Source organism: Bacillus cereus group sp. N24 (genome assembly GCF_016483345.1).
Classification (GTDB): Bacteria; Bacillota; Bacilli; order Bacillales; family Bacillaceae_G; genus Bacillus_A; species Bacillus_A toyonensis.
The window spans coordinates 1-25,544 of sequence record NZ_JAEHCA010000043.1 but is presented as its reverse complement, the minus strand read 5'-3'; the positions used below and the strand labels follow the sequence as shown (position 1 = coordinate 25,544).

The window sequence follows — 25,544 nt, the reverse complement described above, 5'->3', positions numbered from 1 at the left end:
GTAGAGAGGAGTAGTGTTATCAAATTTTTGCGTATTTAAAAAGCCAGTAATACCAAGGGTTTTCGCGTTTTCATCTTCTATTTTTTTCACGTTTTTTTACAAAAAGTGATTTTTTTATAAAAAAGTGGCTTCAACCCTTACCAAGTGGGCATTTTTACGCCTTTTTTATCTCGAAATCATACACCTCTAAATTAGTATTCATGTGCGTATCTACTTCGTATTCGAATACCTCATTAGGAATATATGTGAACGTTGTTCCCTTTGAATAACGCCCTCTATCAGTCTGAAAAGTAATAACCCCTTCATCTTTCAACGCCTTTATTTGCAATTGAAACGTTCTGTAAGAGACCCCTAAAGCTTCCGCTAAGTCTTTTTGCTGTATTTGAGCGCCATCATTTTCACGAATCCAAGCAATAATTTTTTCACGCACAGCCTGTCCACGCTGATAGATACGGTCTTCATCACCTTTTCTTATATAAGAGGATTTCCATAGATTAAAAGGAAATTCGTATCCGCTCAAAAAGTATATCCACTCTTTGGAGGGACCGCTATACTTTCCAGAAAAAGCACTTTTAACAGCCTTAACAATCTCTTTCCTTTTGAATTTACCATTCTTAGAAGTGATACGCCCATCGTTTACAAGATTGAACCAATTGCCCCCAAGAAAGTCTATCGCCTCTTTATCGCTTTTTCCCAGCGCATAATATAGTAAAGCGATGGTAAAGGCTGCATTGTTACGATAAGCCGTAAATTCAGCTTCTAGAAGGGTTTTAATGCTCTCATGATTCATAATTTGTTTCTCTGAAAACGAAACTATATTACCCTTATATTCTCTTCTCTTTTGCTCCAACATTTCGTTGATACGTTCATCTTCCAATACATGAGCCAATTCATCAATATCATATATATCATCCGTATATTGGTAGATTTTTCGTCTTGGAATACGGAATAGGTGAACAGCATCCGTAGAAGCAAAATCAGCACCCGTCAAAATCGCCATACGCTTCACAACAGACTCGTAATAATAGATTGATTGCGGAGTACCGCCCATGGGTTTTAAGAGAATACAGATTGCATAATGCCCCTTGGTTTTTGTAGCCCATATAAAATTCACTTGTATTTCTAACTCATTTAATATCATTGCAGCCAACTGATCGGCAGTAAAATTTCGTTCCGTTCCATCACGCGTTAAATCAAATTCTAAAATAATTGCCGGAAGCCAAATAACTTCTTCCTTTGTTCTGCTCTTATGATGCCAATAAATTGCCGGTGTGAAGTAAGTAAAGTTTTTCTTCTTTTGAATAACTTTTTCAAGATCATCACACTTAAATTGCTTATCTAATGTTCTATTTACCAAGAATGTACGACGTTTCTCAGCTTCAAGCAAGTTACGATAAATCATTTCAAACATAACATCAGAGTCTACTTTACTATGAACCAAGTAAGGTTGAAACAAACTTTCCGGACGTTCTTTAATATCTTGCAAGAACTTCTTATGTATGTCTGCTAGATATGACACATATTTTTCCTCCCTCGCTGTAAAAACAGACAAGAGAACACCGACCAACCTTCTACTATTAAATACTTTCTCTTATGTTACATAGCATTTATTTCTTTAAAAAAGGTATCTTTACTAGCTTGACGAACATATCTTTAAACGCTACTATATACATAGAAAAGTAAAAATTATAACTATCATTAACCAAAGAGATTGAGAATACATTTCTCCCTGATTTTTTGGTTGGTGCTCTCAGAGAAACACGAAACCTTCCGCCAAGATTGAGTCGTGTTTTTTCTTTTTTTGTCTAAAAGCTGATCTATTCTGGTCAGCTTTTTTTCATGTTCTATACTCTACTATTACAGAAAACACTTGAAAAAGCTAGACCGATTTCGACCTTTTTTTACTTAATTCGTCTCAAAAACTTTTTACCTATATTATTCGACAAAATGCTTCATTTCCTTGTTAGTAGGGCATAATTAAAAGAGAATCAATGCGTTGCAAAATCAAAATAAAATATAAAATATTTCACTTTTTATCCAAATTCGTTCCGAAAAGAACTCTTAAAAACCACTTCCTGAAAATCCGGAAGCGGTTCTTATAAACCATGTGGAATGTAAATTCTCTAATTACAACCCTATTTTTCTTTCTTACATCAGCTTCATTAGAACTACGTGGAATGTATTACTTTGCAACGCTTCATTCCTTTACTACAATACAAAATTATTAAGATCCTCTTCTATCTCTTCAGCGGTAATCCCGATATACGTCATAGTAATTTGTGGGTGACTATGATTTAGAATGTTTTGTAGCTTCGCTACATCTTTAGTTTGTTTATAAAACCAATAGCCGAAGCTTTTTCTCATGGTATGAGTTCCAACGGAATCTAATCCGGCCATATCTGCCGCCTTTTGAAGCTGTCTATATGCTTGTGTAGTTGTAATAGCCTTATCACCCTTTCTTGACGGAAACAACCACTCTGAATCAACAGTGCGTATGTATTCTTGTATTTCATCGTATATGTTCGATAGATTTAATTGTCTTGCTTTTTTAGTCTTACCCTCCCGGATTACAACCTTCTTTTTCTTCCTTACATCAACTACCTTCAGTTTCAATAAATCACCTACGCGCAGCCCCGTATTCAATCCCAATAGAAATAAGATATAATCCCGTTCGCTACAATGCCTTTTTAAAGCCCACTTCATGTCTGCTATTTGTTCTTTGCTTCTGATTGGCTGAACATCTTTAATTTGATTCATTTTAACAACCTCTTCCCTAAAACCAGTAAAATCAACGATTTGAATGTACGTTATTTCTCAATATATATATCATATACCAATAATCCATATAAATCTATTAAAATAGGCATTTCCAATGTATGTTTTTATTGATTTTCATACATTCATAAAAACATAGTTATCTTTGGATAAATTTATCCATTTTTCTATGATAGCAATAGAATAGGTTAACGAATTATTCGTTTTTCACAGAATTTCAAATAATGATGCTCTAAATAATATTAGATTTTAACCAATTCTATGATAAATCTCCAAGTTTATAAGTTTATTGTTTACAAAAAATATAGTTATAACCTAGGTATGATTTAACAATGCTCTATTGAAAGTTACTTATAACGCTATAAAGGTTTACATTTCTGAAAATTAAAACTAATATTTAGGATGGGGAATTAAGTAAGAAGGGTGTGGTTCTATGTCAAAGAAAATCATTTTATCAGGGTGGGAGTTAGTGTTTCATTTATTTTTGTCTTTTGTTGGTATATTAGCGGTTGGCTCTCTACCAGTTCTATTTAAGGGTCTTGCAATAGATATTCCAGGTTATTTTAATAGTATTTATAGTATTTGTGAAAAGTTACTACTACACGCTTCATCTATGCAGTACGGTAAAAAGATTCAAAAGGATTTGTTTCCGCAAATATTTTTTCACTATAAGGAGACGATGATTATTTTAACAATATCATTGTTAGTTTCCTTGATTGTATCATTTCTATTAGTGCACATAATCTTGAGAGTAAACATCAAATGGCAAAAAAGGATTAAAGAATTTATGTTATTCCTTCAGTCATTACCTGATATATTGTTTATCGTGGGTTCTCAATTGTTGGTAGTATGGATATTTCAAAAAACTGGTATCATGGCAGCACAATTAGCTGGTTTAGGAGATCAGAAGGTCCGACTCTTGCCGATTATATGTTTTTGTATCCCTACCGTTATATTGTTCGTTAAATTCTTGCTATTAAGATTCGAGGACGAGTTGAGAAAAGACTATGTATTGTTTGCATCTGCAAAAGGTATGGATCGTCTTCATATTTTAAACCATCATGTACTTAGGAACGTACTATTAAGTACCTTGTTCTTTGTAAAAGCAAATATATGGTTTATGCTCTCTAACTTATATATTATCGAAGCGATTTTCAATACACTTGGGTTCTTCGATTTTATTAAAGAATACCAAAGTATAGAAGTTTTCACGGTTGGATTAATGCTGATTTACTTACCTATATTTTTGTTTTTCAAATGTTTTCATTGGTTGGTACCTGCTGCGATGAAGGAGAAAATATAATATGTGGAGCTATTTAAAGCGTGATAAAAGATTTTGGATAGGTGGTTTATTCTTAACAATATTAATGATCCTAAGTATAGGGAATACGATTTTTAACGATGGAAATATACACAAAGTAATCCTTCAATATGATAAAACTGGTTATCCTGAAGTACCTCCATTCCCACCTTCTCTGCAATTCTTATTTGGAACTGACAGATCGGGGTATGACTTACTCAATTTGATAATTGAGGGAGCTAAATGGACTATTGGTTTTGCCATCTTGGTAGCATTTTTACGAATGTTGTTAGGTATCGTAATCGGCTTTTTACTTGGTGCATATGTCAAAAGAGGTTTTAAAAAAATAGAAGCATTTTTTGATAGTTTTACAATCGCCCCTATGGTTATGATTTGCTATTTCATATTATCAGAAGTTCTAATCTATACAAGTGGGACTATACCAGCTCCATTTTACCAAAGGATTCTATTCCAGTTGGGTGTGATTGTTCTTTTAAGTGTTCCAACACTGTCATTATATGTTGCAAATGAAGTAAGGAGATTGCAAACTGAAGAATTTGTTGAGGCAGCAAAAATACTTGGCGGTGGGAAATTATACATTGTTATGAAGCACATTCTTCCTCATTTAGTTCCAACATTTATAATCATGCTTATGCAGCAATTTGTTCAAACACTGACATTGTTACTACATTTAGGTTTACTAAATTTATTTTTTGGTGGGACAGTTCTTTATGGAACTGAAGCTGAGTCGGTAACGCATGAGTGGACTGGTTTAATTGGAATGTACTATCCTTCTCTATCTTCAGACACTTGGATTCCAATGATTCCGATAATATTCTTTAGCTTAACGGTTCTGGCTGCGAATAAAATAACAGATAGTATTCAGGAAGCTATTGAAAAAAAGAGAGCAGGTATTATACCGGAAGAGATGCCGAATGCGAGTATTTCACAAGTGCCTGAAAACGAATTATTTACATTCAAACATCAGGTATAAGCATAGACTTTAATTTTCACTTATAGAGGTATACGCACATCCCCATCAACTTAAGAGTCTAAAGTAGGGATACGCCGCATTTTGGAAAAATCACGCTAAGAACATGTAAGATTTCATACAAAAGCAAAAAGACCTGGTATTTCATGCAGGTCTTTTATTTGTTTAAAATAGCTCGTTTTTCCTTCTGATACTTGTATTTTCCCTTGAAGTTGTTTATACTATGTATGAGGTCGATAACCTCAAACTGCATTTGATTATGTGCGGCAGGACAAAGTCGTACTCCCGCGTAGGGGAATTTTAAAGATACTACGAACTATCCAGTTCCGAGATTCCTTTCGGAGCCATTTGTCATTATTTTTCCCAAAAACTTGATTAAAAACAGTACAATTGGTCTTGAAGCCTCGCTTCAAGATCAATTTTTTTATTACAGAAAAAAATGGGGAATGCTATGCTATCAGTTACAGACTTGCTAACACTCGAAGTAAAACCAACAAGGTCAGAAATCTCTTTATTAACTATCCAACAGTTCTATAAAGAGCATCTATGTGACAGACTATTTGTTTATAGCACAGATGACCCACAACGCCCCCAGATTAAGTTAAGGTTTAAAGAAGAAAACCTGTGTCACCTAATAGGACTTCAACATATCTTTGAAGAAACTAAACACGGCACAAAATATGTAGGTCAAAGCGGTTACGACCTCATAAGAACTGGAGAGTTAACCTTCGATTTAATGCGAAAAACAAACAGATCCGGGTATAAGGAAAATGAAACAAGAATATTGTTCTTCCCTTTCGTTTATCAAATATTACATAATCCTGATTCCGTAATATTTGACCCTGAATCATTAACTATCCGTACAAAGTTAAAAGCTGATCTAATTTTTTATAATGAGCTGAACAAAAGATACTTACACTTGTTCCTAGACCATTATAAAAAAAGACCGGAGATTTACTTTGCTAAAAGCTTTTTTGACCGAAAAAATGACAAACTAATCGTGGGGCAAACCTCAGTTAATGTGACGAATACGAACATTATACTGGATTAAGAACGGCACTTTTGTGTCGTTTTTTATTTTCCCCTATGCACCTCTTTTTATTCTCACTACTTATACAATAATTACGGTAAATGAAATTTTATATACGACCTACTACGACTCTGTTTTCTATATAATTAATTATAAAAATATGCAAAATCCACTATAATACAACAGCTTTACCAATCACAATAACAGTTATCGAAAGGGGAGAAGTCTATGAGTAACAGTAATACAGATAGTTCAAATTCAAGTAACAGAAATCACGATGGTATCTTTAAAAAATTGTTGTATTTATTCTTTGAGGACTATATAGATTTTACACAACCATCTTTAAAGGACCATATTGATTTCACAAAAGTCGATGCATTAGACACACATGTAAGCCAACCTAAGATGCACAAGAAAAAAGGGACTGATTATTATGTAGATGCAGCTTTTAGAACAATTTTTAAAGGAAAATCGGTTATTTTCCATATAGAAGCACAATCCTATAATCAAACAGAGTTCCCGGAAAGAATGTTTAATTATTTTCATCTATGTCGTAAGACATATAAGTGCGATATATTCAGTAATGCAGTATGTTTCAATGAAAATCAAAAGAACATTCCAAACTACTATGAATATAAACATATTGCCACAAACGAAGTGTCTTGTAGATTTGATTATGATAAAATTGACTTAAACTCATACAAACTTGCAGATCACAAAGATACACATAATATGTTCGCATTAGCAACACTAGGTCTAATGGATGGATATAATAAATTAGACAGCGATGAAAAAATCGAATTAAAATTACAATCATATATTAAACTATTCAACAAAAAATTTGATGATGAAAAGAAGTATATCATTTCAGCTTGTTTTGAAATGTATATGCTATTAAACAACGAAGAACTTAAACAATTCAACGAAAAATTGAAGGAAGCAGACAGAACTTATCACGAATTGGAGGCTTGGGTTATGGAAGCAGCTAAAAATAACGATTTTATTCGTACAGTTTACGAAGAAGGCGAAATAAAAGGTGAAGTTAAAGGTATGATCAAACTTTTAAGAAAACAACATGCAAATAACAAAAGTTTACTTTTGAAACAACTCTCAGATGAAAATTTAAGTAAGTTAACAGAAACAAACATCGAATTAGTTCGAGAAGTCAAAAGAGAGATTCTTCCAAAAGAATTATTACAGTAAAAAATTAAAAGCAAGGATTATCCTTGCTTTTTCTTATGGAGGGATTCTATTGGAATTAATTAAATCGAACAAATTTATACGAGAAATACAAGAAGAAGCACGGCAACAAGGACGAATTGAAGCCCACAAGATATCTATTAAAGTCCATATCACATCTATAAAAGAATTAATTAATGAACTTACAATTCAGTCTAACGAAATACCCCTTTTACTATCTGATGAAGTATTGGCAAAAAAATTCAACACCAGTCAGAAATTAATTAAAGAAATTAAGTCAGAAATAGAAAGAGGCACTTAAAATGGACGAAACCCTATATCGTGAAAAACAAGTGTACACACTACATAAATACATATCAAAAGAATCAGACCCACTGTTTCAGGAAATGAACATGGAACAAATAGAACATTTTTACTCCTTTTATAAACCCACTATTTATATAAAAAAAACGGGAGAATCTGAATTTGTAGCCTCTTGTAAAGAATCCGTGGAGTTCTTGAATAAAGAAAAAATCTCAGATAAAGAAGACCGTATAATATTGGCCGTAATAGACTTACTCTCAAAATTGCACGGAGTCACACAAGCATGTATTGCACTAATAAAAGAAGGACACGATATTAAAATACCGAACCTCCACTACCTTATGCACCTTCTCTTATATAGTCATGATGGCAGTAGTTTAGAAATTGTACACATTCTACGAAATATTAATTTCCGCATTCAGAACGAACAAGGAGAATTTGAAACATACAATCTTAAAGAGTCCTTAGATTTCGCTTTATATGCGGATGCCGTCACAAACCGTAAAATTGACAGAGCCGTTGAATTATTTCAAAACAAGGAACAACAATACACTCTTGAAGACGTCCAAAGAAAGACAAACCTTCCTATGCACATTATCGAAGGTGTTCACGGAGAACTCCAAGAACGACTTAACCAATCAAAACAAAAATAAAGCACTCATACGAGTGTTTTTTCTTTGTCGAAAACTTTTTTATAAATATATTTATAGGGCCAGACCGCTATTGCAACTATTCCAAGCATCAATTATTCTCCAAATTAGAAATACAAATCAAGCAAAGGGAGAGATTGCAATGCTAAAAGTTAGACTTATGGGTGTAGAAGAGGAAATCAACGAAATGATAAAATCACTTAAAGAAAATCATACGGTTTTACAAGTTTCAAATCCATATCCAAACCGTGGAACAACTGAATACGTAAGAGTTTATGTAGATGTAGACCCAACAAAGAGCAAATAAAAAATAAAAAGGCTGTTCTGTATAGATCAGCCTTTTTATGAATCATATATTTAGTTATTTTTCCTCAGCCTTTAATACCTCTATCTCGCTTTTTAAAGCCTGTATTTCTATATCTTTCGCTGAAATATTCAACTTAGCTTCTTGCTTTGCAATGTCAATCTCAGCATCTTTCTTAGCCAGTATAGATTCGATTTCCAATTTCTTTTCTTTCTGCATCTCATTTGCTTTTTTATCAAATTCACGGCGCGCCTTATCCATCTCAGTATCTTTCTTAACTCGTACCGCTTCAATATCTGCATATAACTCTTTTATATCCCCTTGTAGCTTAGATACAGTCTCAAACATTTCTTTTTGTACCCTACGCTCTGTATCTGTAATCGCTTCTTTCACATCTAATTTCCGTTGTTTTTCTAGTTGGACTAACTCTTGCTCTTTATCTTTCAGTAACATTGTTTTGTTTGCCATCTCTTCAACAAACCCATTACGTTCTTTTTTATAACCATCTAGTTCTTGCAACTGATCCAATAAACTCACATTCATTTTATCTTTGTCATTTATCACATTTTGAAGGTGTTCTTTTTCTTGCTGAAGAAGTTTATTTTTCGCTTCCAACACTTCAGCTTTATCTTTTGCATTTTGCGTTTCTGTACGAGCTTCCTTCAACTCTTTGTGTAAATTAGCGACCTCGTTCTTGTGCCCCTTTTTTATCTCTTCCCAATCGGCTATCAAACGCTGATTCTCTTCTTTTTGTCTTAATAATTCCTGGTTAATTTCACGCCACTTTACACGTTCACCGCCAACTTCTTTTAAGAACAAATGCTTAATCATGAGTAAGTATGAACCCAGCTCTTTTGAAAGCTCTACATAGTGCTTGCTGTACTCTCCACTAAAATCATCTTTCATAGCCTCTTCAGCAAAATGTACAGCTGCTAATTCCGAAAGGAATTTAATAAAATCACCCTTTTTTTCGATTCCACTTTCCTCAAAAAACTTTTCTAGCTTTTCGTGTAATTCTGGTTCAACCCGTCCACCCCAAACAGGATTATCCACCTTCTCTTTCTTACCGTTTTTATCATTGTTAACAGCCATTGCAAACACCCCTTAATTTTGTTTACATTTGTTCTCAATTATATACCAATTAACAAGTAAATATAGCATCTCTATCCGTATATATGTTTACAATTTAGCGTATACAAGAGTAAAAAAGAACTCACAAATCCCGTTAATACAACTGTTAACAATATTTTTATGTAAACAAAAAAACTAACTGCATATACAGTTAGTTTAAAGTGATTTTTTAGGTGAACGATTAAAGAACTTTTGTAGGAATGATTTATTCTTATCCGCGCTTTCTTCAACAAACGAAACGACTTTATCTAATTTCGATTGCATGTCCATTATCTCTTCACGCAATTTTTCGTTCTCTCTTTTTTCTTTTTCTCTCTCAATTTCAGCATTTTCTTTAGCAGCCTTTTCATCTAGGAACATATTAATAATTTGTTTGTTTTGCATCACTATGTAATTTTGCTGTTCCACCATTTCAGACATTCTTTCACTTGCTTGTTGTACAAGCATCATCTGGTATCCTTCGTTAGAACGTTGTTCTAACGCTACAACCGCATTATCACCGTCTCTAACGGCACCCGTTAGACCGTTTGAATCACCCTCTGAAGACACGGCACTCATACATATTGTTATCGCATCCTGAATCTTCATCATGTTCTCAGCCATCATATTTTTCATTTCATTAAGTAGCTGTACATCCTTCTTATAATAAATCCGTTGCTTCTGCTTATTCCGTTCAAAAACATAATCGGCTTTCTCCAACTCTAAACTCCAAGCACGTAATGTATTTGCATTAATATCTAATATTTCACTAACTTGCCCAGCGAACATTCCATAGTCTTGCTGATCCATTATAAATCCGCTCCTTCCCAAATGATTGTATAATTCACATCAATTTAAGTATCGTTCTAACGCTCTAACATCATTATAACACCTATACTATTATTCAACTAAACTCCATTTTCTCCCTTATTATCGTCACAAATCAGCGAATCTTGACTAGCTTCCCTAACACTCCCTATCTTATTAAATCTAAACACTTCTTATTCTACTGATAAAAACTCGACACTTATTTCGAACTACCTAGACTTAAACAATTGTTAAACATTTGTTTAAGTCTAGGTAGCATATCACTTTACACACACTCCCCGAAATGATATAGTTTAATTACAGTTAAACAATTGTTAAACATTTGTTAAACAATTCGTAGCAAACAAAAATACCGAAGGGTGGACTTTAATAATGAACACAACGATTTTAAGCGTAGGATTTGAAAGTGCAAATGGATTCGTAAAAACAACATCTGACTTACATACAGAGGTTTACCGAAATACAGTAAGAGAAGTAAACAAAGCATTAGAAATGGATTTATACAATGAAAAACTAGGCTCAACTATTTTTGAAATCGATGGAAAGGTTTATGAAGTAGGAGCATTACAAGGCGCTCGTTCTTCTAGTGGTTCTAGTTACGACCGTTATAAAACATACGCTTATAAAATCGAAAGCTTAATTGCAATTTATAAACACGTAATAAGAATTGATCCAGCTTATCACGTAAAAGTTGTTGCGGTCACTGGAGTGCCAACATCACACCATAATGATCAGCAAACAAAGAATGAATTAATTCAAAATTTAGTTGGTGAGTACACAGTAAATGGACGTAAATTTGAAATCGCAACAGTAGATACAATGCTTCAACCAATGGCTACATTTGCAGGGCGCGTATTCCACCCAAGCGGTGATAATAACATCGAAGCTATTAACAGATATTTCGCTAACGACTATAAAACATTAATTGTCGATGCAGGTTTCGAAACAATTGACTTCTTAGAATTATTAAATGGTAAAATCGTAAGAGTAGCACAACTTAATGGTATGGGTAGTGTGTATAACACTATTTTAGAGAAGTGCATCGGACAAACATCAAGACTAAGAGCGTTAAATCTATCTGTATACCAAGTAGAGGATCAATTACGTAATGGAACAATAGTAGGTGGTCCGGCAATCTCCACAGATGCAGCTACCTTTAAACAAGACTCGTACATGGCCAAAGCAGAAGAAATGTATGGTCAAATGGCGCAAGGTGGATTTAACTTCCTAAGTTACAATGAAATTCTATTTACTGGTGGAGGCAATATCGCATTAAAACCTCAATTAGATACGTTTTTAAACAATGACAAACGTGCTATCTTTATAGAGAATAGTCAAATGGCCAACGCACAAGGCTATCTTATTAAAGCAAAACAAATCACAATGCAAATGTATGGGAACTTACAAGGAGCTGTTAACTAGTGTCTGAAAAGAAAATCTACGGAAGAACCGTCCGTGCGGACGGAAAAGTTGCACTCACAATATTATGTGAGCCTGACGAGGACAAAGACATACTAGAATACTTTCAAAATCGTCCATTAGGATATATCACTAAAGAAGCTGTTCGCGATTGGATTCGCAAAGAGGAACAACGAAAAATTTCTATCCAAGATCAGTTAAATCCTGCTTTACTTGCCCAATTGTTACAAAGCGTGAGTCAAAACGAGCAGGCAGCTACACAGCAGATTCAACCAATACCGCAAGAAATTGAGAAACCAACACCCGTGCTTTCAGCAGAAGCAGGGAAGAATTTCTCCATAAACGACTTCTAAATAAAAAAACCATCTTTCTTAGAAAGATGGTTTTTTTATTTCCCCTTATGATACCCAATATCCTCTTCTATCGCGCCTATAACATTGCATAGGTAAAAAATTTCACATTACAGCCTGTATTTATTACCTGTTCCATGAACCTACATTTAGGTAACATTTTTTCGTGAATTTCTATTTTACACTTGTATTAGTGGTTGATAGCCAGTCTTACATAAAGGAAGAAGTCTCCCCGAAAAAAAATTTCCCATTTCCCTATTTTTTTAAAAGATTTCATAACAAACCGTTATATTATCACTGATCCAAAAAAGTTATAAATATTTTCCTGTTTATTCATAAAAACCGTCTTTATTTTTCACCTCTTATATAAAGGCCCTTTGAGATATTAAATTACGCAATATCAAACGGCACTTAATATCTCACCAATAACATTAATTTAACTGGAGGAAATACCATGAAAAAACCTGACAACATCAAACCAATTTTAATCGGCGTGGCAATCGACAACGCTAGCGAAGTCATTCAAAGCATACACGACTTCGCACATCAATTCCCCATATTAACTGTCTTAATAACAGCTGCATTTATCGGAAGATCCGTCTACCACAGATATATGCGAAATACGGGTTAAATCACTAAACGTTACACCCTCGTTCGGGCGTTCTAACGCTTGTAAAACCCGTTGTTTCAACATTTATTTAATAAAGTCTCAGTAAGGCTCTTGACGAGGAAAAAGCTAATGGTTATCTTTATTTACCGCTTAAATCAAGCGAGAAATTCAATTCAAATAAGGAGGGCATTATTATGCCAACAAAAGAAAAAATTAACGAAGTTTTAATCACAGTAGCAATCGAGAACGCTGAACAATTTGGAACAGAATTATTGGATTTCGCACACCAACACCCATTAGTAACGGTTATTGTCGGTGGTCTCTTACTCAACAACATTATCCGTAAATACATCAAACCTGATGGCGATTCGCAAAACAACAACACTCCATCGTCATAACGGAGTGTTGCTGTCTTGGGATTCCGTAGGAATCGCTACGGCTTTGCTTTGCTGTTTCTCTTTATCAGTAACAATGTAATTCCTCGATACAACGTCTACACGGCTATGCCCTAATGCAAGCGACACTACAATGCGCCGTAGCTGTTCATGGCTAAAATTCTTTTTAAATTTATTATTCTTATTGATACGTTTCATTTCATTACGGAGACGATTCACTATCTGCTCTTTATTACTTCCTTGTATTTTCAAGTGATCCGCAACATATCTTTTCAACTCAGATTTACTTTTCTCAGCCAGCTTATTGTACAAGTCTTGTGCATACGCTTTACGGAAAGCGTGTGTATTGAAGCGACTCTTTTTATCGTACAAGCCAGCCCGCTCCGCAGCTAGTTTTACCTCTTTCTGCATTACCTTATCACACTGTCTAACGCTTAGCGTTCGACCGTTTGAACCTTTCATTTCAAACAGTTGAGCGCCCCCTTTCTTCGTTTCTACCAATGGTCTTAGCAGCTCTACTGCTTCGTTTGTTAAACGTACTCGTCTTGTAAAAGCATTCTTATCTTTATTAAAAGTAATAATCCCTTTTTCCAAATCTACATCTTCAGCTTTCAACTTAAATAGTGCTGACACTCTTGATCCAGTCATTTGTTGAAGTGCTGCTGCTTGTTTTACAACTTCCGCATTTAAAACCTCTGCTCCTTCATCACCTTTTTGGATAGCTTCATTTAGACTTTCGTTTAAAGCCCCTCTAACCGTCTCAGCCTCTTCTTTTGTCGCTTTACGAGCTGTAATATCTTTTTTAGAACGAACGACACCACGCTCTTTCATAAGCTCCAGACGATCTGTTTTTAACCCCACACGAAGCGTTACATCTTTCTTCTTACCTGTTTCTTTTCCCAAGCATCCTGTTCCATTCACAATCTCCCGTGCTTTCTCTACTGCATGGGCCACTTTATGAATTTCCGCACCCGATAGGTCCCCTTGTTCATAACGTGCAATCAAACTATCAAAATACTCGTCTACTACCTTTCCTTTCCAAAATTGCGGGTTGGCCATCTTTCCACCATGATTTTCTTCTATCCATCTAGCCATTCTAAGCACCGCTTCTTGATACGTTGTATTTTTATCTGTAACGATCCGTTTTTCTCTTCCAACATCAAAAATCTTTAGTATCTTTTTCTCATAACCTTTCACATTTACACCCCCTCACGTACCTGGTTTATAAAATAGTAATCAAAAATATAAATAAATCTTCTAAAATGTATATTTTTAGAAAATTGTTGAGAAAGTCTGTTTCTTTCCCTATATCTGCCTGTTATAATATGGGAAAATATACAATTTACTCCCATTGTACGTTGTGTCGATTTTGCTACAAAAAGGCGATCCATTGGACGCCTTTTTCCTATTAATCCCCCAGTACAATTCAATTCATTTTCGAATGTCATTCTGTTATGCTATAACCATACCCTTTTATAAAGAGTATACAGAATATAAAGCAGTGTTTGTATCCGCCGGCTAGGCATAATCTAATTATCTTATCTGAACTACGTGGAATCAAAAAAGGCTATCCAACGGATAGCTTTTTTATTTTTGTACTTATATATTGGTATTTTGACATTGTTAAAACAAAGGACTCGTTGGAATCGTCATTATCGGTTTCCTTCTTCCTGAAGGAACCCGATAGAAACCCCATCCATGTGTTTGCTCGCCTCTTCTTTTTGTTTCATTGTGTCACCTGCATAGTAGTAACTTACGCCGCCCTTGTTTCACTCGGCTGCTCTACGCAGTTACAGACGCATATTGCATACGCATCACACAATCTCAACATTGCGTGACCCCAATCGCTACCAGCGATCAAGCTGATGAACTCATTATTTTTACGAGAGCGTTCGACCCTGCATCGCCTTTCGGCTTGCTCAATTTTGAGCGACACAAATTCCCAAAAATCCAAAGTGACTTCAAACACACAATCCTTTTCATCGTTCGTGGTATAACTACGACTACCGCGTTCGTATCCACTCGTTCGTTATGTTTCGTACTTCGTTTGTGCAAGGTTGATCTACAATTTTTTCTTATCTCTTTTTCTTAGTCCATTTTGTTTAGCTCCTTTTTTCAGTTTAATTTCATTGCTTTGCACTACTCGTTTTTATTTTTATCTTCCTCCTTTTCATTCAAGTTTTTACATTCGCACTTTCAGTGCGTGTACGGTCACAAAAAAGGTCTCCGCGGAGGCGAAACCTCCTTGCACCTTCCTGTTGTACTTCACCCCTCAGATTGCCACACGTGGCTTCTTGTTTTGTTGAGCTGGGTTATATATGGTTTTAAAAAGTATTGGGTTATAAAATTGGTTATAAAGGTTTATAAAATATGATAATATTATAATCTACTTTACCTACTTTCAGTGAAAAAAGCCGGAAGTGCTTACACTCCCGACTTTTTGGAAATAAGATGATTTAATAATTCTTGTTCCTCTCTCATTTTCGAATCCCAAGACTCAGCATGATTTTGATAGAATCTTCTTGTTTGCATCTCAACAAAGTTGAAATACAAACGCTCATTATCAAAGTCATAATAGCCCCAATCACACGATTTAGGCTCTAACGCATATTTGTCCATATCGCTGTAATTTCGCTGTCTGAATAACTGTCTAACGCTGTCCATTAGAGCGTTTGATCTAACAAAATGCTCACGCAAACTTTCGTCATGCTTATACTCCACAAAGTCTACGACTTTGCCATCAAAATTCTCTTCGATTTTATCAAGTTCAAATACCATAATCTTAATTTGTTCGCGTTTTTTCCCTACATGATTTTTTAAATGGACATACCCATCTTCATCTACATGATCATATAGAAACGCTATATCTAAAAACCTCATATTCTCTTCAAACCATTCGTCAATCTCTACATAGTAAAACTTCAAGTCCCTGGTATTCGTAGACTTGTACTTTTTAATATCCGTGGCCATATTATTTAACCGTTCCAAATACGCATCATATTCAGCTTGCAATCTCTTGTTAACGGCAGCAAGCAATTCTTGTCTTGAATTATACGCTTGCGTACTCTCATTCCGTCCCTTAACGTTTATTTGCATATACATGTCTTCTTCGAAGTCATACATAAATTTCTTTTCGTCACGAATAACAAATCGTGAATCTGGAAAACGTCTATCATTCGCTTTTATACCCACCCTAGACACCGTAAATAACAAATCTACGAACCCAAGGGGTTGCTCTCTCTTTTCTGTATTCAGTACCCAAAAGAACCCTTTAACGGGCAATTTCTTGTGTTTCATAAATGCACCTTTGTAAAGCTCACGTTCATCCCCATGCGGATATATATACTCTCGATTTTCTACATCAAATCGAAAGTGGTCTTTTATATGCTCAAAGGTGATAGCATTACTAAAATGTAAGTCTTGATCTATCTCTTCAAATTTCAGTTCAAATGCCTTTCTACGAGCTGTCGATTCTAATAAGAATTGAATTAAATCTTCCAACTGCGCACTCTCTACTTGCTCTACTGACCACATTTCCACACGAATCCCTCCCTTATAATTTCCCTCATACTAAAGGAATTATCTCGAAACACAAGAAAGCCCCGTGTTTTTCACATCGGGGCTTCCCTGTGGGAGAAATCAAGCATTGTGGAATGGTCCTTATACTTATTAAAGAGGAACCACATGCTCAATTATCAAAATTCCATTTAATTTTTTTCAAGAAATTCGAAAAAAGTTGGTGCTGCTACATTTTGTAGCACCTCAAATTTCTCCAAGATTTTTAGTTTTATCTCTTGTTCTACATCTTCTCTATCTTGCATTTTCACGTTCATCACTGTTTTTTTAATAACTGGAGCAAAGTTTTCTATAACTGATTCATACGTTAATTCATTAGTACAACAACACTCTTCCATTTACCTCACCCTTTCATCTCGTTTTTTAACATAACTTTTTGCAATTTTTCAATGGCCGCTTTGTGATTATATGAAATGGTTTGTTCCGATTCTTTCATTATCTCCGCAACCTGTTTATTAGTTAGATCCTTCATGTACAGTAAACTCAATATCTTAAATTGCTTGTCCGATAGCACTTCCAGTGCAACATGTAGCAAATCATTATCAAGGTGGTCTTTTAGACGTTCACTTTCAAGTTCAAAACCATAATACGTTAAATCCCCTTCGGATGATGTTAAGACATCCATTTTATTTGAATTATCATCATCGTCTTTAACAGAACCATCTAAAATTAGGACATTTCGCTTTTTATTTAAGGTAATCTTTTTTTCAATATCTATGGAATAATATTTAACCAACTTACTAATATAGTTAATAACCTTTACTTGACGATAATACTCAGCAAATGTTGAATTTAAAAGTTGTGTATTTTCTTCGGTGGAATTCAAAATCGCATCTTCAAATATTTCGTTGTTTCTTTTGTCTTTCAAAAAATTCCGAACTATTGGCTCGTTCATTTTTTCCTTATATTTGCTACAAAAAGCTTCTATTTGATTACTCCCCATAAAAACGCCCTCCTCAATTATTAAAAGAGAAATGAAACACAAAAAAATCAAAAAAATTATCAAAAAATTTTTTATATTCAATTTAACGAACATACGTTCTTTAAAACTACTCTATTATCCCACTTTTATACTTGGAAGAAAAGGGTTATTTTACAATTTTAAAAGAGTTTTTTCTGTATAATAATATGTAATTTGTGCTTCATTTCTATTTACCAATCATTTTGTATTTACCTAACAAACACTTTAATATCAATACTTATAAGCAGACACCTCGCTATCACTGATTGTAATATATATCCACATTAATATTACCCGTAAAAAAAAAACCGAAAAATTTTTAGTTAATTTTGATTTTTATTTAACTCGTTCCTCTTTAATAAGTGTAGGAACAAAAAAAGGGAGGAACAAACTATGAAAGAATTAATTTTATACGGACACAATGGCTGTCCTCATTGCGTACATGCGAAAGAGTGGTTAGAAAAGGAAAATGTAGCTTACACTATGAAAGATACAACCGAATTAGCTAACCAAACTGAATTCCAACAATACAATTCACCTGGTGTTCCATTACTAGTTATTAAAGATCATAAAAAAGAAACAGAAGAAAAAATATTAGGATTTAGCAAGGAACGTTACGCAAGTACAATCCTTTAAAAATAAAAGGCACATTAATTTGTGCCTTTTTTTATTTTTTTCACTTTCATTCCTCTTTTAAAGGTAAGGAGTTTTTTAGGAGGGAGAAAACATGAAAGAATTTAATGAAAATCCATTTGGAATATTATCCATCACAAATGATGTAGAAGAATTTCCTTACGGACTAGACTTAATCAAGGCTCGTGATGTTTGGGAAACAAGCAAAAAAGGCGAAGGCATCGTTATAGCAGTAATGGATACAGGGTGTGACTCTAATCATCCTGATTTAGAAGGAGCTATAATTGACGGTCACAACTTCACAGATGATGATGAATCAGATGTTCATAACTATATGGACTACCGAGGACACGGGACTCACGTATCCGGAATCATCGCAGCAAGAGAAAATAAGATTGGAGTTGTTGGTGTTGCTCCACGTTCTAAACTATTAGTTCTAAAAACTATCAATAAAAACGGTAAAGGTAGTTACAGGAACGTTATCAAAGCTATCAAATTCGCTATTGATTGGAAAGGCCCAAATGGAGAAAAGGTTTCAATCATTAATATGTCTCTAGGTGGAACGCTACACGATGAAGAACTTTACGAAACAATTAAAGAAGCTCGTAAACAAGGTATCTTACTCGTTGTAGCAGCTGGTAACGATGGTGACGGGAAAGATGATACTATCGAAATCTCTTATCCTGGTTTTTATCAAGAAGTTATTCAGGTTGGTTCAGTCAACAAAGACCTTTCGTTATCTTCATTCTCAAACACAAACATTAACTTAGATTTTGTAGCACCGGGCGGTATGGTTAACTCTACATTCTTAAACGGCCAATACGCAAAACTATCCGGTACTTCTATGGCTACCCCATATGTCACAGGCTCACTCGCACTCATTTTAAACCTCATGCCAGTGATATTTGAAAATAATCCAACTGTAAAATCGTTTATGGCATATTCTTATCTAGTTGATCATGCTAAAAGATTAGGTCTTTCATCACTGGAAGAAGGGAATGGATTAATCCAGTTAGTATAAATGAAAGGAGGCATTCCATGGATCCATTATCGTCTGTCCCAATGTGGGTTTCATTAATCGGTAACTATGGCTTCCCTATCGCTCTAACTATTTATCTACTCATTCGATTCGAAAAGAAGCTTGAAAAACTAACTGATTCTATTATTGAATTGAAAGAAGTATTTCAAAAAAAGTAGTTTTTTTCTAGTTTCTTTGATAATTCCCCTCTTCGTTTCTCTTTAATAAGTATAAGCATCTTCTTTGGGAGTGTGATTTACATGGAGAATATCGAAAAAGACCTTATAAAACATAACAATCTAAAGACTGTATTACTGTCAGTAGCTAGATGTATTGATTGTTGTGAAGAAAAAGACGTTTGTTTTTATCAAGATTTAGCAATTACCTACTCAGAACAACTTAAAAAATTCACTGATTTTATAAAACAAGAATACGGTGTAGACCTATGCTGCAACCAATGTTTAAGCGAAGAACAACAAGACCCAGAAAGGCTAACTTAAAAAAAGTTAGCTTTTTTTAAAAAAATTTTATTTTATTTTGATAAAACGTTTGTTCGTTTCTCTTTAATAAGTAGATAGTATATTTCGGGAGGAAAAATACATGAATACATTTAAAAGAAGCTTAGAAACAGAAGAAATTAAAAACATCATACATGACCTATATAGTGAAGAGTCTTTCCAAGAAACAATTGACACTATTGCCAAAGAACATGACATAAAACTATCAAGATATAAAATTGAAGTTGCAGAAAGTTGGGCTATTGCGTCTCAAAAATCAATGAAAATGTTAATCTTATCTTACTGTAATGGCCAAGTTGAAATGATGTGTGCCATACAAGATCATAAAAAAGTTGTTACCTTTACATTATTACCACAACAAAAGATGATAGCAGCCTAAACAAAAAGAGCAAAACGAGTAATCAAAACTCGTTTTGCTCTTTCTTATTAATGTGAAGTTGTTTTTTGTAAACTTACCATCACAGTTCCCATAGCTGAACCTACAAGTACACTTAGGAACAAGAAGAAGAAACTCATTGCGTCCCAACCATTGAGCGTAAAGTAAGAAATAAACGCAACAACAGCTGAAATACCCGTTAACACAGCACCCGGAACCCAATACAATTTCGGACTCTTCTTACGGAGTAATGCTGATGATACAGCAACTACAATAAACGTCGCTATAAATATATACACGAAGTTTTGCACGACATCACCCACTTTCCTTTTATTGAGTGGAAACGTTTACCACCCTTATCTACATTATAAGTATGACGATTGAATTATGTAAATAGAGGAAATGTTGAAAAAACGGACATCGTATGATGTCCGTTTTTTAGTCGTGCATTATTCGATTAGCAATTACGCGCGTTCCAAGAGAAGTAACCAACAATTAAGTCAGCAGCTACTGGACCTGAACTACGAGCAGATTTAACACAGTTTACTAGTGTTTTATCGCAGCAAGCATCGTCTTGACCGAAATTACTCCAGCAACGGTCATGAGAACGGCAGCAAGAGTCAACACCATTGATTGGAGTACCGCCACGGCTCATACCATCTCCGCAACCAGGTCCACAGTGATTATATCCACCTGCTAAACAAAATGAGATTCCCCATCCTTCTTCTTTTACAGTAGAAAATGGCGTGAATTCTTTGTTGTCAATTACTTCTTCGTTAACACTAGTTTCTAAGAATTCATATCCACCACTTACGCTAGAAGCTAATTCTTCTAATTTATCATAATGGTTATAAATTGTTAGACCGCCAGTTTCGTTAACAGTATCGATAGTGTAATCTTCACCAACAATTTCACCATCTTTATTTACTAAAATAATATGACGAATTTGAACGCGATCTAATGCACGTACAACAGTGATTTTACCAGTTACTAACTGACCATCTTTGAATGAACGTGTATCGAAGATGTAACCAAATACCACTTTGACATCTTCTGCTTTAAATTCTGCAACATCTTTTAAAGAAGCTACGATTTCTTTGAATTTTGGTCGAGCAACAAGATCAACATAAGCCGATCTAAGTTCTCCTTCTTCTGTTAAACGTTTACCATCTAAAATCATTTAACTTTCCCCTTTCAATCATGCGTTTTATTAGTGTCGTAAGTTGCCCTACACTTACTAAAGAGGAACGAGTACCCCTAAAAAACAAAAAAACTAGAAAAATATTTTAATTTAATTTTTTTTTGATAAACAGCCGTTTTATTTCTCTTTAGTAAGTATAGGAAAAAAACATGGTGGCATAGCCAAGTGGTAAGGCAAAGGTCTGCAAAACCTTCATCGCCGGTTCAAATCCGGCTGTCACCTTATAATCGACAAACAATCCGCCAAAGAGGTAATACATCATAAATATATTTTTGATAAACAGCCTCTTCGTTTCTCTTTTATAGGTAAATACAACAAAACATGGTGGCATAGCCAAGTGGTAAGGCAAAGGTCTGCAAAACCTTCAGCACCGGTTCAAATCCGGTTGCCACCTTATAAACTCTCCGTAAAGGAGGTGAAACAACAATGAAACAAACTAACAAGCAAGAAAAACACGTTGAAGAAAAAGTTGAAATCTATTGCGCTCCACATCGAAACTGTTGTCACAGAAACTCAACTTGTGATGGGCAATATAAATACTTCAGCAACACTGGTAACTCTGTCTATGATGGAATCTGTTGCTAATAGTACCCTTTTCAAATTTGAAGGGAGGTGAAATCATGAATAAAGAGACTCAAAACAAAGAAGTTAATGAGAAATTAGAGTTAATCTGTACTAAATCTCGTGACTGTTGTTCTTACGGGAAGGACTGTCCAGGTTCTTATGTAGTATTCCCAAGCGGAAAATTAGGTTTCCAACATTGCGGTTGCTAATAATCCGAAAAGTGTAAGTGTCTAATGTGACGAGGGGTAGCATTGGACCAAATCCATTCTTAATATTTACCAACACATAAAAAAGAGAGAATCTATCCCAGGGTTCTCTTTTTTTAACACCTTAGCTCCCTCTCACCATTAGAAAGGGGGGTAAAAACAATGAAAGAAAATAAAATTTTCCAACAACCGGAGCAAAAAGAAGTAAACGAGGAATACGAAATCGTTTGTGGCAGAATCCAAAAGTGTTGCGGATCTAATCCGGAATGTGCAGGTGATTTCGCCGCACATCCTACGGGAAAAATCATTTTTAGACGTTGTGATTGCTAATAAATATAGAAATGAAGGACAAAAACATGGATAACAACAAAAATGGATTAAAAATCATTGAAACAAAAGGCGAATTGGGCTGTGCGCCTGTCCCGCAATGTTGTGGTCACAACGGGGACTGCCCTGGTATGTTCGAATACAACCCAAGAACAGGTAATTCTAAATTTGTACGTTGTGGTTGTTAATTTTCATTGAAAGAAGGTGCAAATCATGAAAAAACTAGACCAAGCTCAAAAATCATTAAATGAAAAAGTCGAAATTGCTTGTGGTCATGTCCGAGAATGCTGCGGATATGCATACGAATGTGAGGGAACTCATCACTTACTTCCGACAGGAAAAATCATTTTAAAGCATTGTGGTTGTTAATTAAAAAGGAGGTTTTCAAAAATGGAAAAGCATAAATTAAGCCCAGAACAAAAAGAGGTTACTGAACAATACGAACGATTTTGTCAACATTCATGGGATTGTCTTCCACGCCCAGGGAAAAATGCAACATTTAAATATTATCAACAACAAGGTACTATCACGTTTGAAACTTGCGGTTGCGATATATATTAATTTTTACAAAGATGGATTCATTCAGATCCCTCTTTAATTGAATTATATTTTGACCGTTGCCGTTACTAACTAAATAAAGAAGGAGTGCATCTTCAATGGAAAAACATAATCCAGTACAAAAAGAAGTTGCTGAAAAATCACTTATCTTTTGTGACTCAGTGAAAAGTTGTTGCGGTCCCAACCCGTATTGTTTGGGAACTTATCACATTCTTCCAACCGGAAGACAGGTTTTTAAACACTGTAATTGTGACGACCCAGCTCAAAGCTAAGACAACGGAAGAAGGGTATAAACAATGAATAAACAGAATCAAAATCACATTCAAAAAGAGGTTACTGAGAAATACGAAATTATTTGCATGAAGGCAAAACAATGTTGTGGAATCAACGGCGGTTGCAACGCAACTCACCATGTAATACCCAATGGCAGTATAATTTTCCAACATTGCCTTTGCTAACCACTAACCTATAAAAAACAAGGAGCATATCACCATGGAAAAACCGAACTTAAACCAAGAACAAGAAAAAGAAGTTACTGAACAAGCTGATTTCTTTTGCGAAGAGTCATCTAACTGTATCCCTGTTAAAGATCATATGGGAACTTTCCAATACCACCCTAGAACTGGCGAAATCACGTTCTATACTTGTGGTTGTTTAATGAGCTAATAATAGAGCAACCTCTCAGAGTTATGGGTACTTATTTCGTATGTAGAGGGAATTATTTCAGAATCCTATTAATTATAAAACAAGGAGTGTATCAATAATGAAAGAACAAAATTTAAACCAAGAACAAGAAAAAGTAGTTACTGAACAATATGAGCTAGTTTGTGAAAAAACATGGAATTGTTTATCTCCTAAAAACCAATCTAACATGGCAACTTTTAGATATTTCCCTCAGAATGGTGAATTTGCTTGGGAAAAATGCGGTTGCGATAAATATTAATTTTCATAAAGAGGGATTCTTTTAGATCCCTCTTTACATGGCGACACAGCTCACCCACAGAGCAAGGCAAACGGTCAAACGGCCGTGACACGGGTTCAATTCCCGTGGTCGCCACCATTATTTTTCTATCATGGTGACATAGCCAATCAGGAAAGGCGAGAGGGCTGCACACCCTCTAATTGGTCGGTTCGAATCCACCTGTCACCTTAGAAACTTCTTTATTTCCAAAAAAAAAAGCACTAAAAAGGCGGTGCCAATATGGAAAAAGAAAGAATCATCCTCCAAGATAAACACGGAACTTTATATTACAAAGTCATAAGTATTTGCTGCTATCATAACCATGAATGCGAGGGCGTTTTTCACCGTTTTCCTAACGGAAAGGAGCGTTTTATCGCTTGCGGATGTGATTAACAAAAAAAGACCAGGATAATTTCCTAGTCTTTTTTTGTGGATTTTTTTTGGTCTTCTATATATTGAAAGAAACCCGGCGGTTCCTCCATTGCTTCTTTTTTTAATTTTTCAAGTTCTTCTCGTTCTCGCGGAGACAATCTTTCTAGTAGTTTTTCATGCTCAATTTTTTCGTTTCGCATTTCACTTCCCCCCTTGATCCAAACTTAAATTTAATTACATCATCTACGATAACAATATTAAAGAAAAATGAATAAAAAGTCTTTATTTTTATTCCCAATTCAAAAAAAAATTAAAAATTATCACATACAATTTGCTCACAAAAGCGGAAAATATAAAAAAATCGTTTGAACCCGTTACTTATCGTTTTAATGAGATTTGCTTTCTAAAGGTGCAAATGTATTACCTCGAACACAAAAAGCCGATACAAGCCAATCTGACAAGCCGATTTTCACTTATTCTCTGAATTTCTTATGAAAACATGAAAATAGGAAAAAATGATGCGTTCTAACGCTCAAAACTAGCAAATCACGCGTGCGCGGCCAAACGTCTTCGCAAAAAATCCTTATCACTAGTGGTTTTTAGAAGTACGCTTCAGTTTTTCAACATAATTAAGTCTAACGCACCAAAATGCGAGGCAAACGGACTTCGCAACGTGCCGCGCCCCAGGATTCCCAAGATCAGTTGAGTAACATATGTTGATGTTGCTGTATGTATAGTTGCTAGAAACCTAAATTCCCTAGAAGAAAAAAGATGTAACGTCCGTCGCTAAAGCTGACGGACTACGCTTCCCGCTATGGGCACGTCTCCCCCACCCTAACAAATAACCTATCTAATATCATGCTACTGTTTTTAAAATTTCACGTACCCCAATTAAATAAAAGAACTAACCCTAACACCGTTGCAAAGAGAACGCGGTAGAGAGGAGTAGTGTTATCAAATTTTTGCGTATTTAAAAAGCCAGTAATACCAAGGGTTTTCGCGTTTTCA

Annotated in this window: 32 protein-coding genes and 3 tRNA genes; 24 read left to right on the top strand and 11 right to left on the bottom strand. The window is 34.9% G+C overall.

Features of this window, described 5'->3' with window-relative positions:
- Nucleotides 1-154 precede the first annotated feature (154 nt).
- A complete protein-coding gene (locus JDS95_RS31960; RefSeq protein ID WP_199690960.1) occupies nt 155-1,519 on the bottom strand; it encodes a winged helix-turn-helix domain-containing protein in 1,365 nt (454 codons plus the stop codon).
- A gap of 689 nt (nt 1,520-2,208) precedes the next feature.
- On the bottom strand, nt 2,209-2,757 hold the full coding sequence (locus JDS95_RS28765; RefSeq protein ID WP_199690959.1) for a tyrosine-type recombinase/integrase: 549 nt from the start codon (nt 2,755-2,757) through the stop codon (nt 2,209-2,211).
- A gap of 451 nt (nt 2,758-3,208) precedes the next feature.
- On the opposite strand from JDS95_RS28765, the gene JDS95_RS28760 reads away from it, so the two are divergent.
- The 7 genes from JDS95_RS28760 (at nt 3,209) to JDS95_RS28730 (ending at nt 8,556) form a co-directional block, all read left to right on the top strand.
- A complete protein-coding gene (locus tag JDS95_RS28760) occupies nt 3,209-4,078 on the top strand; it encodes an ABC transporter permease subunit (protein ID WP_151525121.1) in 870 nt (289 codons plus the stop codon).
- A gap of 1 nt (nt 4,079) precedes the next feature.
- Complete coding sequence (locus tag JDS95_RS28755; RefSeq protein WP_199690958.1) at nt 4,080-5,069, top strand: ABC transporter permease; 990 nt, start codon at nt 4,080-4,082, stop codon at nt 5,067-5,069.
- 448 nt (nt 5,070-5,517) lie between these two features.
- The gene (locus JDS95_RS28750; protein WP_199690957.1) at nt 5,518-6,117 is read left to right on the top strand and encodes a PBECR4 domain-containing protein; all 600 of its coding nucleotides are present in this window, start codon (nt 5,518-5,520) and stop codon (nt 6,115-6,117) included.
- A gap of 207 nt (nt 6,118-6,324) precedes the next feature.
- Nucleotides 6,325-7,299 carry an RpnC/YadD family protein gene (locus tag JDS95_RS28745; RefSeq protein ID WP_199690956.1) on the top strand — a complete coding sequence of 325 codons (975 nt, stop codon included), beginning with the start codon at nt 6,325-6,327 and terminating at the stop codon, nt 7,297-7,299.
- A gap of 49 nt (nt 7,300-7,348) precedes the next feature.
- The gene (locus JDS95_RS28740; RefSeq protein WP_199690955.1) at nt 7,349-7,597 is read left to right on the top strand and encodes a hypothetical protein; all 249 of its coding nucleotides are present in this window, start codon (nt 7,349-7,351) and stop codon (nt 7,595-7,597) included.
- 91 nt (nt 7,598-7,688) lie between these two features.
- The gene (locus tag JDS95_RS28735; RefSeq protein ID WP_199690954.1) at nt 7,689-8,252 is read left to right on the top strand and encodes a hypothetical protein; all 564 of its coding nucleotides are present in this window, start codon (nt 7,689-7,691) and stop codon (nt 8,250-8,252) included.
- Nucleotides 8,253-8,391: 139 nt separating this feature from the next.
- Nucleotides 8,392-8,556 carry a DUF3970 family protein gene (locus JDS95_RS28730; protein ID WP_199690953.1) on the top strand — a complete coding sequence of 55 codons (165 nt, stop codon included), beginning with the start codon at nt 8,392-8,394 and terminating at the stop codon, nt 8,554-8,556.
- Nucleotides 8,557-8,610: 54 nt separating this feature from the next.
- Here JDS95_RS28730 and JDS95_RS28725 read toward each other — a convergent pair whose 3' ends face one another.
- Nucleotides 8,611-9,645, bottom strand: a complete 1,035-nt coding sequence (locus JDS95_RS28725) for a coiled-coil domain-containing protein (protein WP_199690952.1) — start codon at nt 9,643-9,645, stop codon at nt 8,611-8,613.
- Between the two features lie 195 nt (nt 9,646-9,840).
- Nucleotides 9,841-10,473 (bottom strand): MerR family transcriptional regulator, encoded by a 633-nt coding sequence (locus JDS95_RS28720; RefSeq protein ID WP_199690951.1) that lies wholly within the window; start codon nt 10,471-10,473, stop codon nt 9,841-9,843.
- A gap of 390 nt (nt 10,474-10,863) precedes the next feature.
- On the opposite strand from JDS95_RS28720, the gene JDS95_RS28715 reads away from it, so the two are divergent.
- The 3 genes from JDS95_RS28715 (at nt 10,864) to JDS95_RS28705 (ending at nt 13,268) form a co-directional block, all read left to right on the top strand.
- The gene (locus tag JDS95_RS28715; protein ID WP_199690950.1) at nt 10,864-11,913 is read left to right on the top strand and encodes a ParM/StbA family protein; all 1,050 of its coding nucleotides are present in this window, start codon (nt 10,864-10,866) and stop codon (nt 11,911-11,913) included.
- A complete protein-coding gene (locus tag JDS95_RS28710; RefSeq protein WP_199690949.1) occupies nt 11,913-12,263 on the top strand; it encodes a hypothetical protein in 351 nt (116 codons plus the stop codon). Before JDS95_RS28715 ends, JDS95_RS28710 begins: the two co-directional genes overlap by 1 nt.
- Before the next feature lie 801 nt (nt 12,264-13,064).
- Nucleotides 13,065-13,268: a hypothetical protein gene (locus tag JDS95_RS28705; RefSeq protein WP_199690948.1), complete on the top strand. Its 204-nt coding sequence runs from the start codon at nt 13,065-13,067 to the stop codon at nt 13,266-13,268.
- Here JDS95_RS28705 and JDS95_RS31400 read toward each other — a convergent pair.
- The 4 genes from JDS95_RS31400 to JDS95_RS28685 form a co-directional block, all read right to left on the bottom strand.
- Complete coding sequence (locus JDS95_RS31400; RefSeq protein ID WP_199690947.1) at nt 13,263-14,462, bottom strand: tyrosine-type recombinase/integrase; 1,200 nt, start codon at nt 14,460-14,462, stop codon at nt 13,263-13,265. The two genes, JDS95_RS28705 and JDS95_RS31400, sit on opposite strands and share 6 nt — an antisense overlap.
- Before the next feature lie 1,227 nt (nt 14,463-15,689).
- Nucleotides 15,690-16,805, bottom strand: coding sequence for a hypothetical protein (locus JDS95_RS28695; protein WP_199690946.1), 1,116 nt, complete (start codon nt 16,803-16,805; stop codon nt 15,690-15,692).
- A 167-nt stretch (nt 16,806-16,972) separates the two neighbouring features.
- Complete coding sequence (locus JDS95_RS28690; RefSeq protein WP_199690945.1) at nt 16,973-17,179, bottom strand: hypothetical protein; 207 nt, start codon at nt 17,177-17,179, stop codon at nt 16,973-16,975.
- Nucleotides 17,180-17,184: 5 nt separating this feature from the next.
- Nucleotides 17,185-17,784 carry a sigma-70 family RNA polymerase sigma factor gene (locus tag JDS95_RS28685; protein WP_199690944.1) on the bottom strand — a complete coding sequence of 200 codons (600 nt, stop codon included), beginning with the start codon at nt 17,782-17,784 and terminating at the stop codon, nt 17,185-17,187.
- Between the two features lie 411 nt (nt 17,785-18,195).
- Between JDS95_RS28685 and JDS95_RS28680 the strand changes: the two genes are divergently transcribed.
- From JDS95_RS28680 to JDS95_RS28660, 5 genes are all read left to right on the top strand, one after another.
- Nucleotides 18,196-18,438, top strand: a complete 243-nt coding sequence (locus JDS95_RS28680; RefSeq protein WP_199690943.1) for a glutaredoxin family protein — start codon at nt 18,196-18,198, stop codon at nt 18,436-18,438.
- Between the two features lie 91 nt (nt 18,439-18,529).
- Complete coding sequence (locus JDS95_RS28675) at nt 18,530-19,456, top strand: S8 family peptidase (protein ID WP_199690942.1); 927 nt, start codon at nt 18,530-18,532, stop codon at nt 19,454-19,456.
- 17 nt (nt 19,457-19,473) lie between these two features.
- Nucleotides 19,474-19,632 carry a YvrJ family protein gene (locus JDS95_RS28670; RefSeq protein ID WP_199690941.1) on the top strand — a complete coding sequence of 53 codons (159 nt, stop codon included), beginning with the start codon at nt 19,474-19,476 and terminating at the stop codon, nt 19,630-19,632.
- 81 nt (nt 19,633-19,713) lie between these two features.
- Nucleotides 19,714-19,953, top strand: coding sequence for a hypothetical protein (locus JDS95_RS28665; protein ID WP_199690940.1), 240 nt, complete (start codon nt 19,714-19,716; stop codon nt 19,951-19,953).
- 100 nt (nt 19,954-20,053) lie between these two features.
- On the top strand, nt 20,054-20,350 hold the full coding sequence (locus JDS95_RS28660; protein WP_199690939.1) for a hypothetical protein: 297 nt from the start codon (nt 20,054-20,056) through the stop codon (nt 20,348-20,350).
- Nucleotides 20,351-20,397: 47 nt separating this feature from the next.
- Here JDS95_RS28660 and JDS95_RS28655 read toward each other — a convergent pair whose 3' ends face one another.
- Together JDS95_RS28655 and JDS95_RS28650 are read right to left on the bottom strand one after the other, a co-directional pair.
- Entirely contained in the window at nt 20,398-20,658 is a 261-nt protein-coding gene (locus JDS95_RS28655) for a YesK family protein (RefSeq protein WP_199690938.1), read from the bottom strand.
- Between the two features lie 146 nt (nt 20,659-20,804).
- Entirely contained in the window at nt 20,805-21,527 is a 723-nt protein-coding gene (locus JDS95_RS28650) for a phospholipase A2 family protein (RefSeq protein ID WP_199690937.1), read from the bottom strand.
- Nucleotides 21,528-21,699: 172 nt separating this feature from the next.
- Here JDS95_RS28650 and JDS95_RS28645 point away from each other — a divergent pair.
- The 9 genes from JDS95_RS28645 (at nt 21,700) to JDS95_RS28605 (ending at nt 24,263) form a co-directional block, all read left to right on the top strand.
- Nucleotides 21,700-21,770, top strand: a tRNA-Cys gene (locus JDS95_RS28645).
- A 101-nt stretch (nt 21,771-21,871) separates the two neighbouring features.
- Nucleotides 21,872-21,942, top strand: a tRNA-Cys gene (locus JDS95_RS28640).
- A 226-nt stretch (nt 21,943-22,168) separates the two neighbouring features.
- Complete coding sequence (locus JDS95_RS28635; protein ID WP_199662142.1) at nt 22,169-22,321, top strand: hypothetical protein; 153 nt, start codon at nt 22,169-22,171, stop codon at nt 22,319-22,321.
- Nucleotides 22,322-22,480: 159 nt separating this feature from the next.
- The gene (locus tag JDS95_RS28630) at nt 22,481-22,648 is read left to right on the top strand and encodes a hypothetical protein (protein ID WP_199690936.1); all 168 of its coding nucleotides are present in this window, start codon (nt 22,481-22,483) and stop codon (nt 22,646-22,648) included.
- Between the two features lie 210 nt (nt 22,649-22,858).
- Nucleotides 22,859-23,014 (top strand): hypothetical protein, encoded by a 156-nt coding sequence (locus JDS95_RS28625; RefSeq protein WP_199690935.1) that lies wholly within the window; start codon nt 22,859-22,861, stop codon nt 23,012-23,014.
- 21 nt (nt 23,015-23,035) lie between these two features.
- Entirely contained in the window at nt 23,036-23,206 is a 171-nt protein-coding gene (locus tag JDS95_RS28620) for a hypothetical protein (RefSeq protein WP_199690934.1), read from the top strand.
- Between the two features lie 489 nt (nt 23,207-23,695).
- Entirely contained in the window at nt 23,696-23,869 is a 174-nt protein-coding gene (locus JDS95_RS28615) for a hypothetical protein (RefSeq protein WP_199690933.1), read from the top strand.
- Between the two features lie 97 nt (nt 23,870-23,966).
- Nucleotides 23,967-24,146, top strand: a complete 180-nt coding sequence (locus JDS95_RS28610; RefSeq protein ID WP_199690932.1) for a hypothetical protein — start codon at nt 23,967-23,969, stop codon at nt 24,144-24,146.
- 39 nt (nt 24,147-24,185) lie between these two features.
- Nucleotides 24,186-24,263 (top strand) — tRNA-OTHER (locus JDS95_RS28605).
- 317 nt (nt 24,264-24,580) lie between these two features.
- Here JDS95_RS28605 and JDS95_RS28600 read toward each other — a convergent pair.
- The gene (locus JDS95_RS28600) at nt 24,581-24,736 is read right to left on the bottom strand and encodes a hypothetical protein (RefSeq protein WP_199690931.1); all 156 of its coding nucleotides are present in this window, start codon (nt 24,734-24,736) and stop codon (nt 24,581-24,583) included.
- Nucleotides 24,737-25,544: the final 808 nt, after the last annotated feature.

Bases quoted from the DNA above. Each gene is read 5' to 3' on its own strand.
- JDS95_RS28765 (WP_199690959.1), bottom strand. From the start codon at position 2,757: ATGAATCAAATTAAAGATGTTCAGCCAATCAGAAGCAAAGAACAAATA.
- JDS95_RS28760 (WP_151525121.1), top strand. From the start codon at position 3,209: ATGTCAAAGAAAATCATTTTATCAGGGTGGGAGTTAGTGTTTCATTTA.
- JDS95_RS28755 (WP_199690958.1), top strand. From the start codon at position 4,080: ATGTGGAGCTATTTAAAGCGTGATAAAAGATTTTGGATAGGTGGTTTA.
- JDS95_RS28750 (WP_199690957.1), top strand. From the start codon at position 5,518: ATGCTATCAGTTACAGACTTGCTAACACTCGAAGTAAAACCAACAAGG.
- JDS95_RS28745 (WP_199690956.1), top strand. From the start codon at position 6,325: ATGAGTAACAGTAATACAGATAGTTCAAATTCAAGTAACAGAAATCAC.
- JDS95_RS28735 (WP_199690954.1), top strand. From the start codon at position 7,689: ATGGAACAAATAGAACATTTTTACTCCTTTTATAAACCCACTATTTAT.
- JDS95_RS28730 (WP_199690953.1), top strand. From the start codon at position 8,392: ATGCTAAAAGTTAGACTTATGGGTGTAGAAGAGGAAATCAACGAAATG.
- JDS95_RS28725 (WP_199690952.1), bottom strand. From the start codon at position 9,645: ATGGCTGTTAACAATGATAAAAACGGTAAGAAAGAGAAGGTGGATAAT.
- JDS95_RS28720 (WP_199690951.1), bottom strand. From the start codon at position 10,473: ATGGATCAGCAAGACTATGGAATGTTCGCTGGGCAAGTTAGTGAAATA.
- JDS95_RS28715 (WP_199690950.1), top strand. From the start codon at position 10,864: ATGAACACAACGATTTTAAGCGTAGGATTTGAAAGTGCAAATGGATTC.
- JDS95_RS28705 (WP_199690948.1), top strand. From the start codon at position 13,065: ATGCCAACAAAAGAAAAAATTAACGAAGTTTTAATCACAGTAGCAATC.
- JDS95_RS28690 (WP_199690945.1), bottom strand. From the start codon at position 17,179: ATGGAAGAGTGTTGTTGTACTAATGAATTAACGTATGAATCAGTTATA.
- JDS95_RS28685 (WP_199690944.1), bottom strand. From the start codon at position 17,784: ATGGGGAGTAATCAAATAGAAGCTTTTTGTAGCAAATATAAGGAAAAA.
- JDS95_RS28680 (WP_199690943.1), top strand. From the start codon at position 18,196: ATGAAAGAATTAATTTTATACGGACACAATGGCTGTCCTCATTGCGTA.
- JDS95_RS28675 (WP_199690942.1), top strand. From the start codon at position 18,530: ATGAAAGAATTTAATGAAAATCCATTTGGAATATTATCCATCACAAAT.
- JDS95_RS28670 (WP_199690941.1), top strand. From the start codon at position 19,474: ATGGATCCATTATCGTCTGTCCCAATGTGGGTTTCATTAATCGGTAAC.
- JDS95_RS28665 (WP_199690940.1), top strand. From the start codon at position 19,714: ATGGAGAATATCGAAAAAGACCTTATAAAACATAACAATCTAAAGACT.
- JDS95_RS28660 (WP_199690939.1), top strand. From the start codon at position 20,054: ATGAATACATTTAAAAGAAGCTTAGAAACAGAAGAAATTAAAAACATC.
- JDS95_RS28650 (WP_199690937.1), bottom strand. From the start codon at position 21,527: ATGATTTTAGATGGTAAACGTTTAACAGAAGAAGGAGAACTTAGATCG.
- JDS95_RS28635 (WP_199662142.1), top strand. From the start codon at position 22,169: ATGAATAAAGAGACTCAAAACAAAGAAGTTAATGAGAAATTAGAGTTA.
- JDS95_RS28630 (WP_199690936.1), top strand. From the start codon at position 22,481: ATGAAAGAAAATAAAATTTTCCAACAACCGGAGCAAAAAGAAGTAAAC.
- JDS95_RS28625 (WP_199690935.1), top strand. From the start codon at position 22,859: ATGAAAAAACTAGACCAAGCTCAAAAATCATTAAATGAAAAAGTCGAA.
- JDS95_RS28620 (WP_199690934.1), top strand. From the start codon at position 23,036: ATGGAAAAGCATAAATTAAGCCCAGAACAAAAAGAGGTTACTGAACAA.
- JDS95_RS28615 (WP_199690933.1), top strand. From the start codon at position 23,696: ATGGAAAAACCGAACTTAAACCAAGAACAAGAAAAAGAAGTTACTGAA.
- JDS95_RS28610 (WP_199690932.1), top strand. From the start codon at position 23,967: ATGAAAGAACAAAATTTAAACCAAGAACAAGAAAAAGTAGTTACTGAA.
- JDS95_RS28600 (WP_199690931.1), bottom strand. From the start codon at position 24,736: ATGCGAAACGAAAAAATTGAGCATGAAAAACTACTAGAAAGATTGTCT.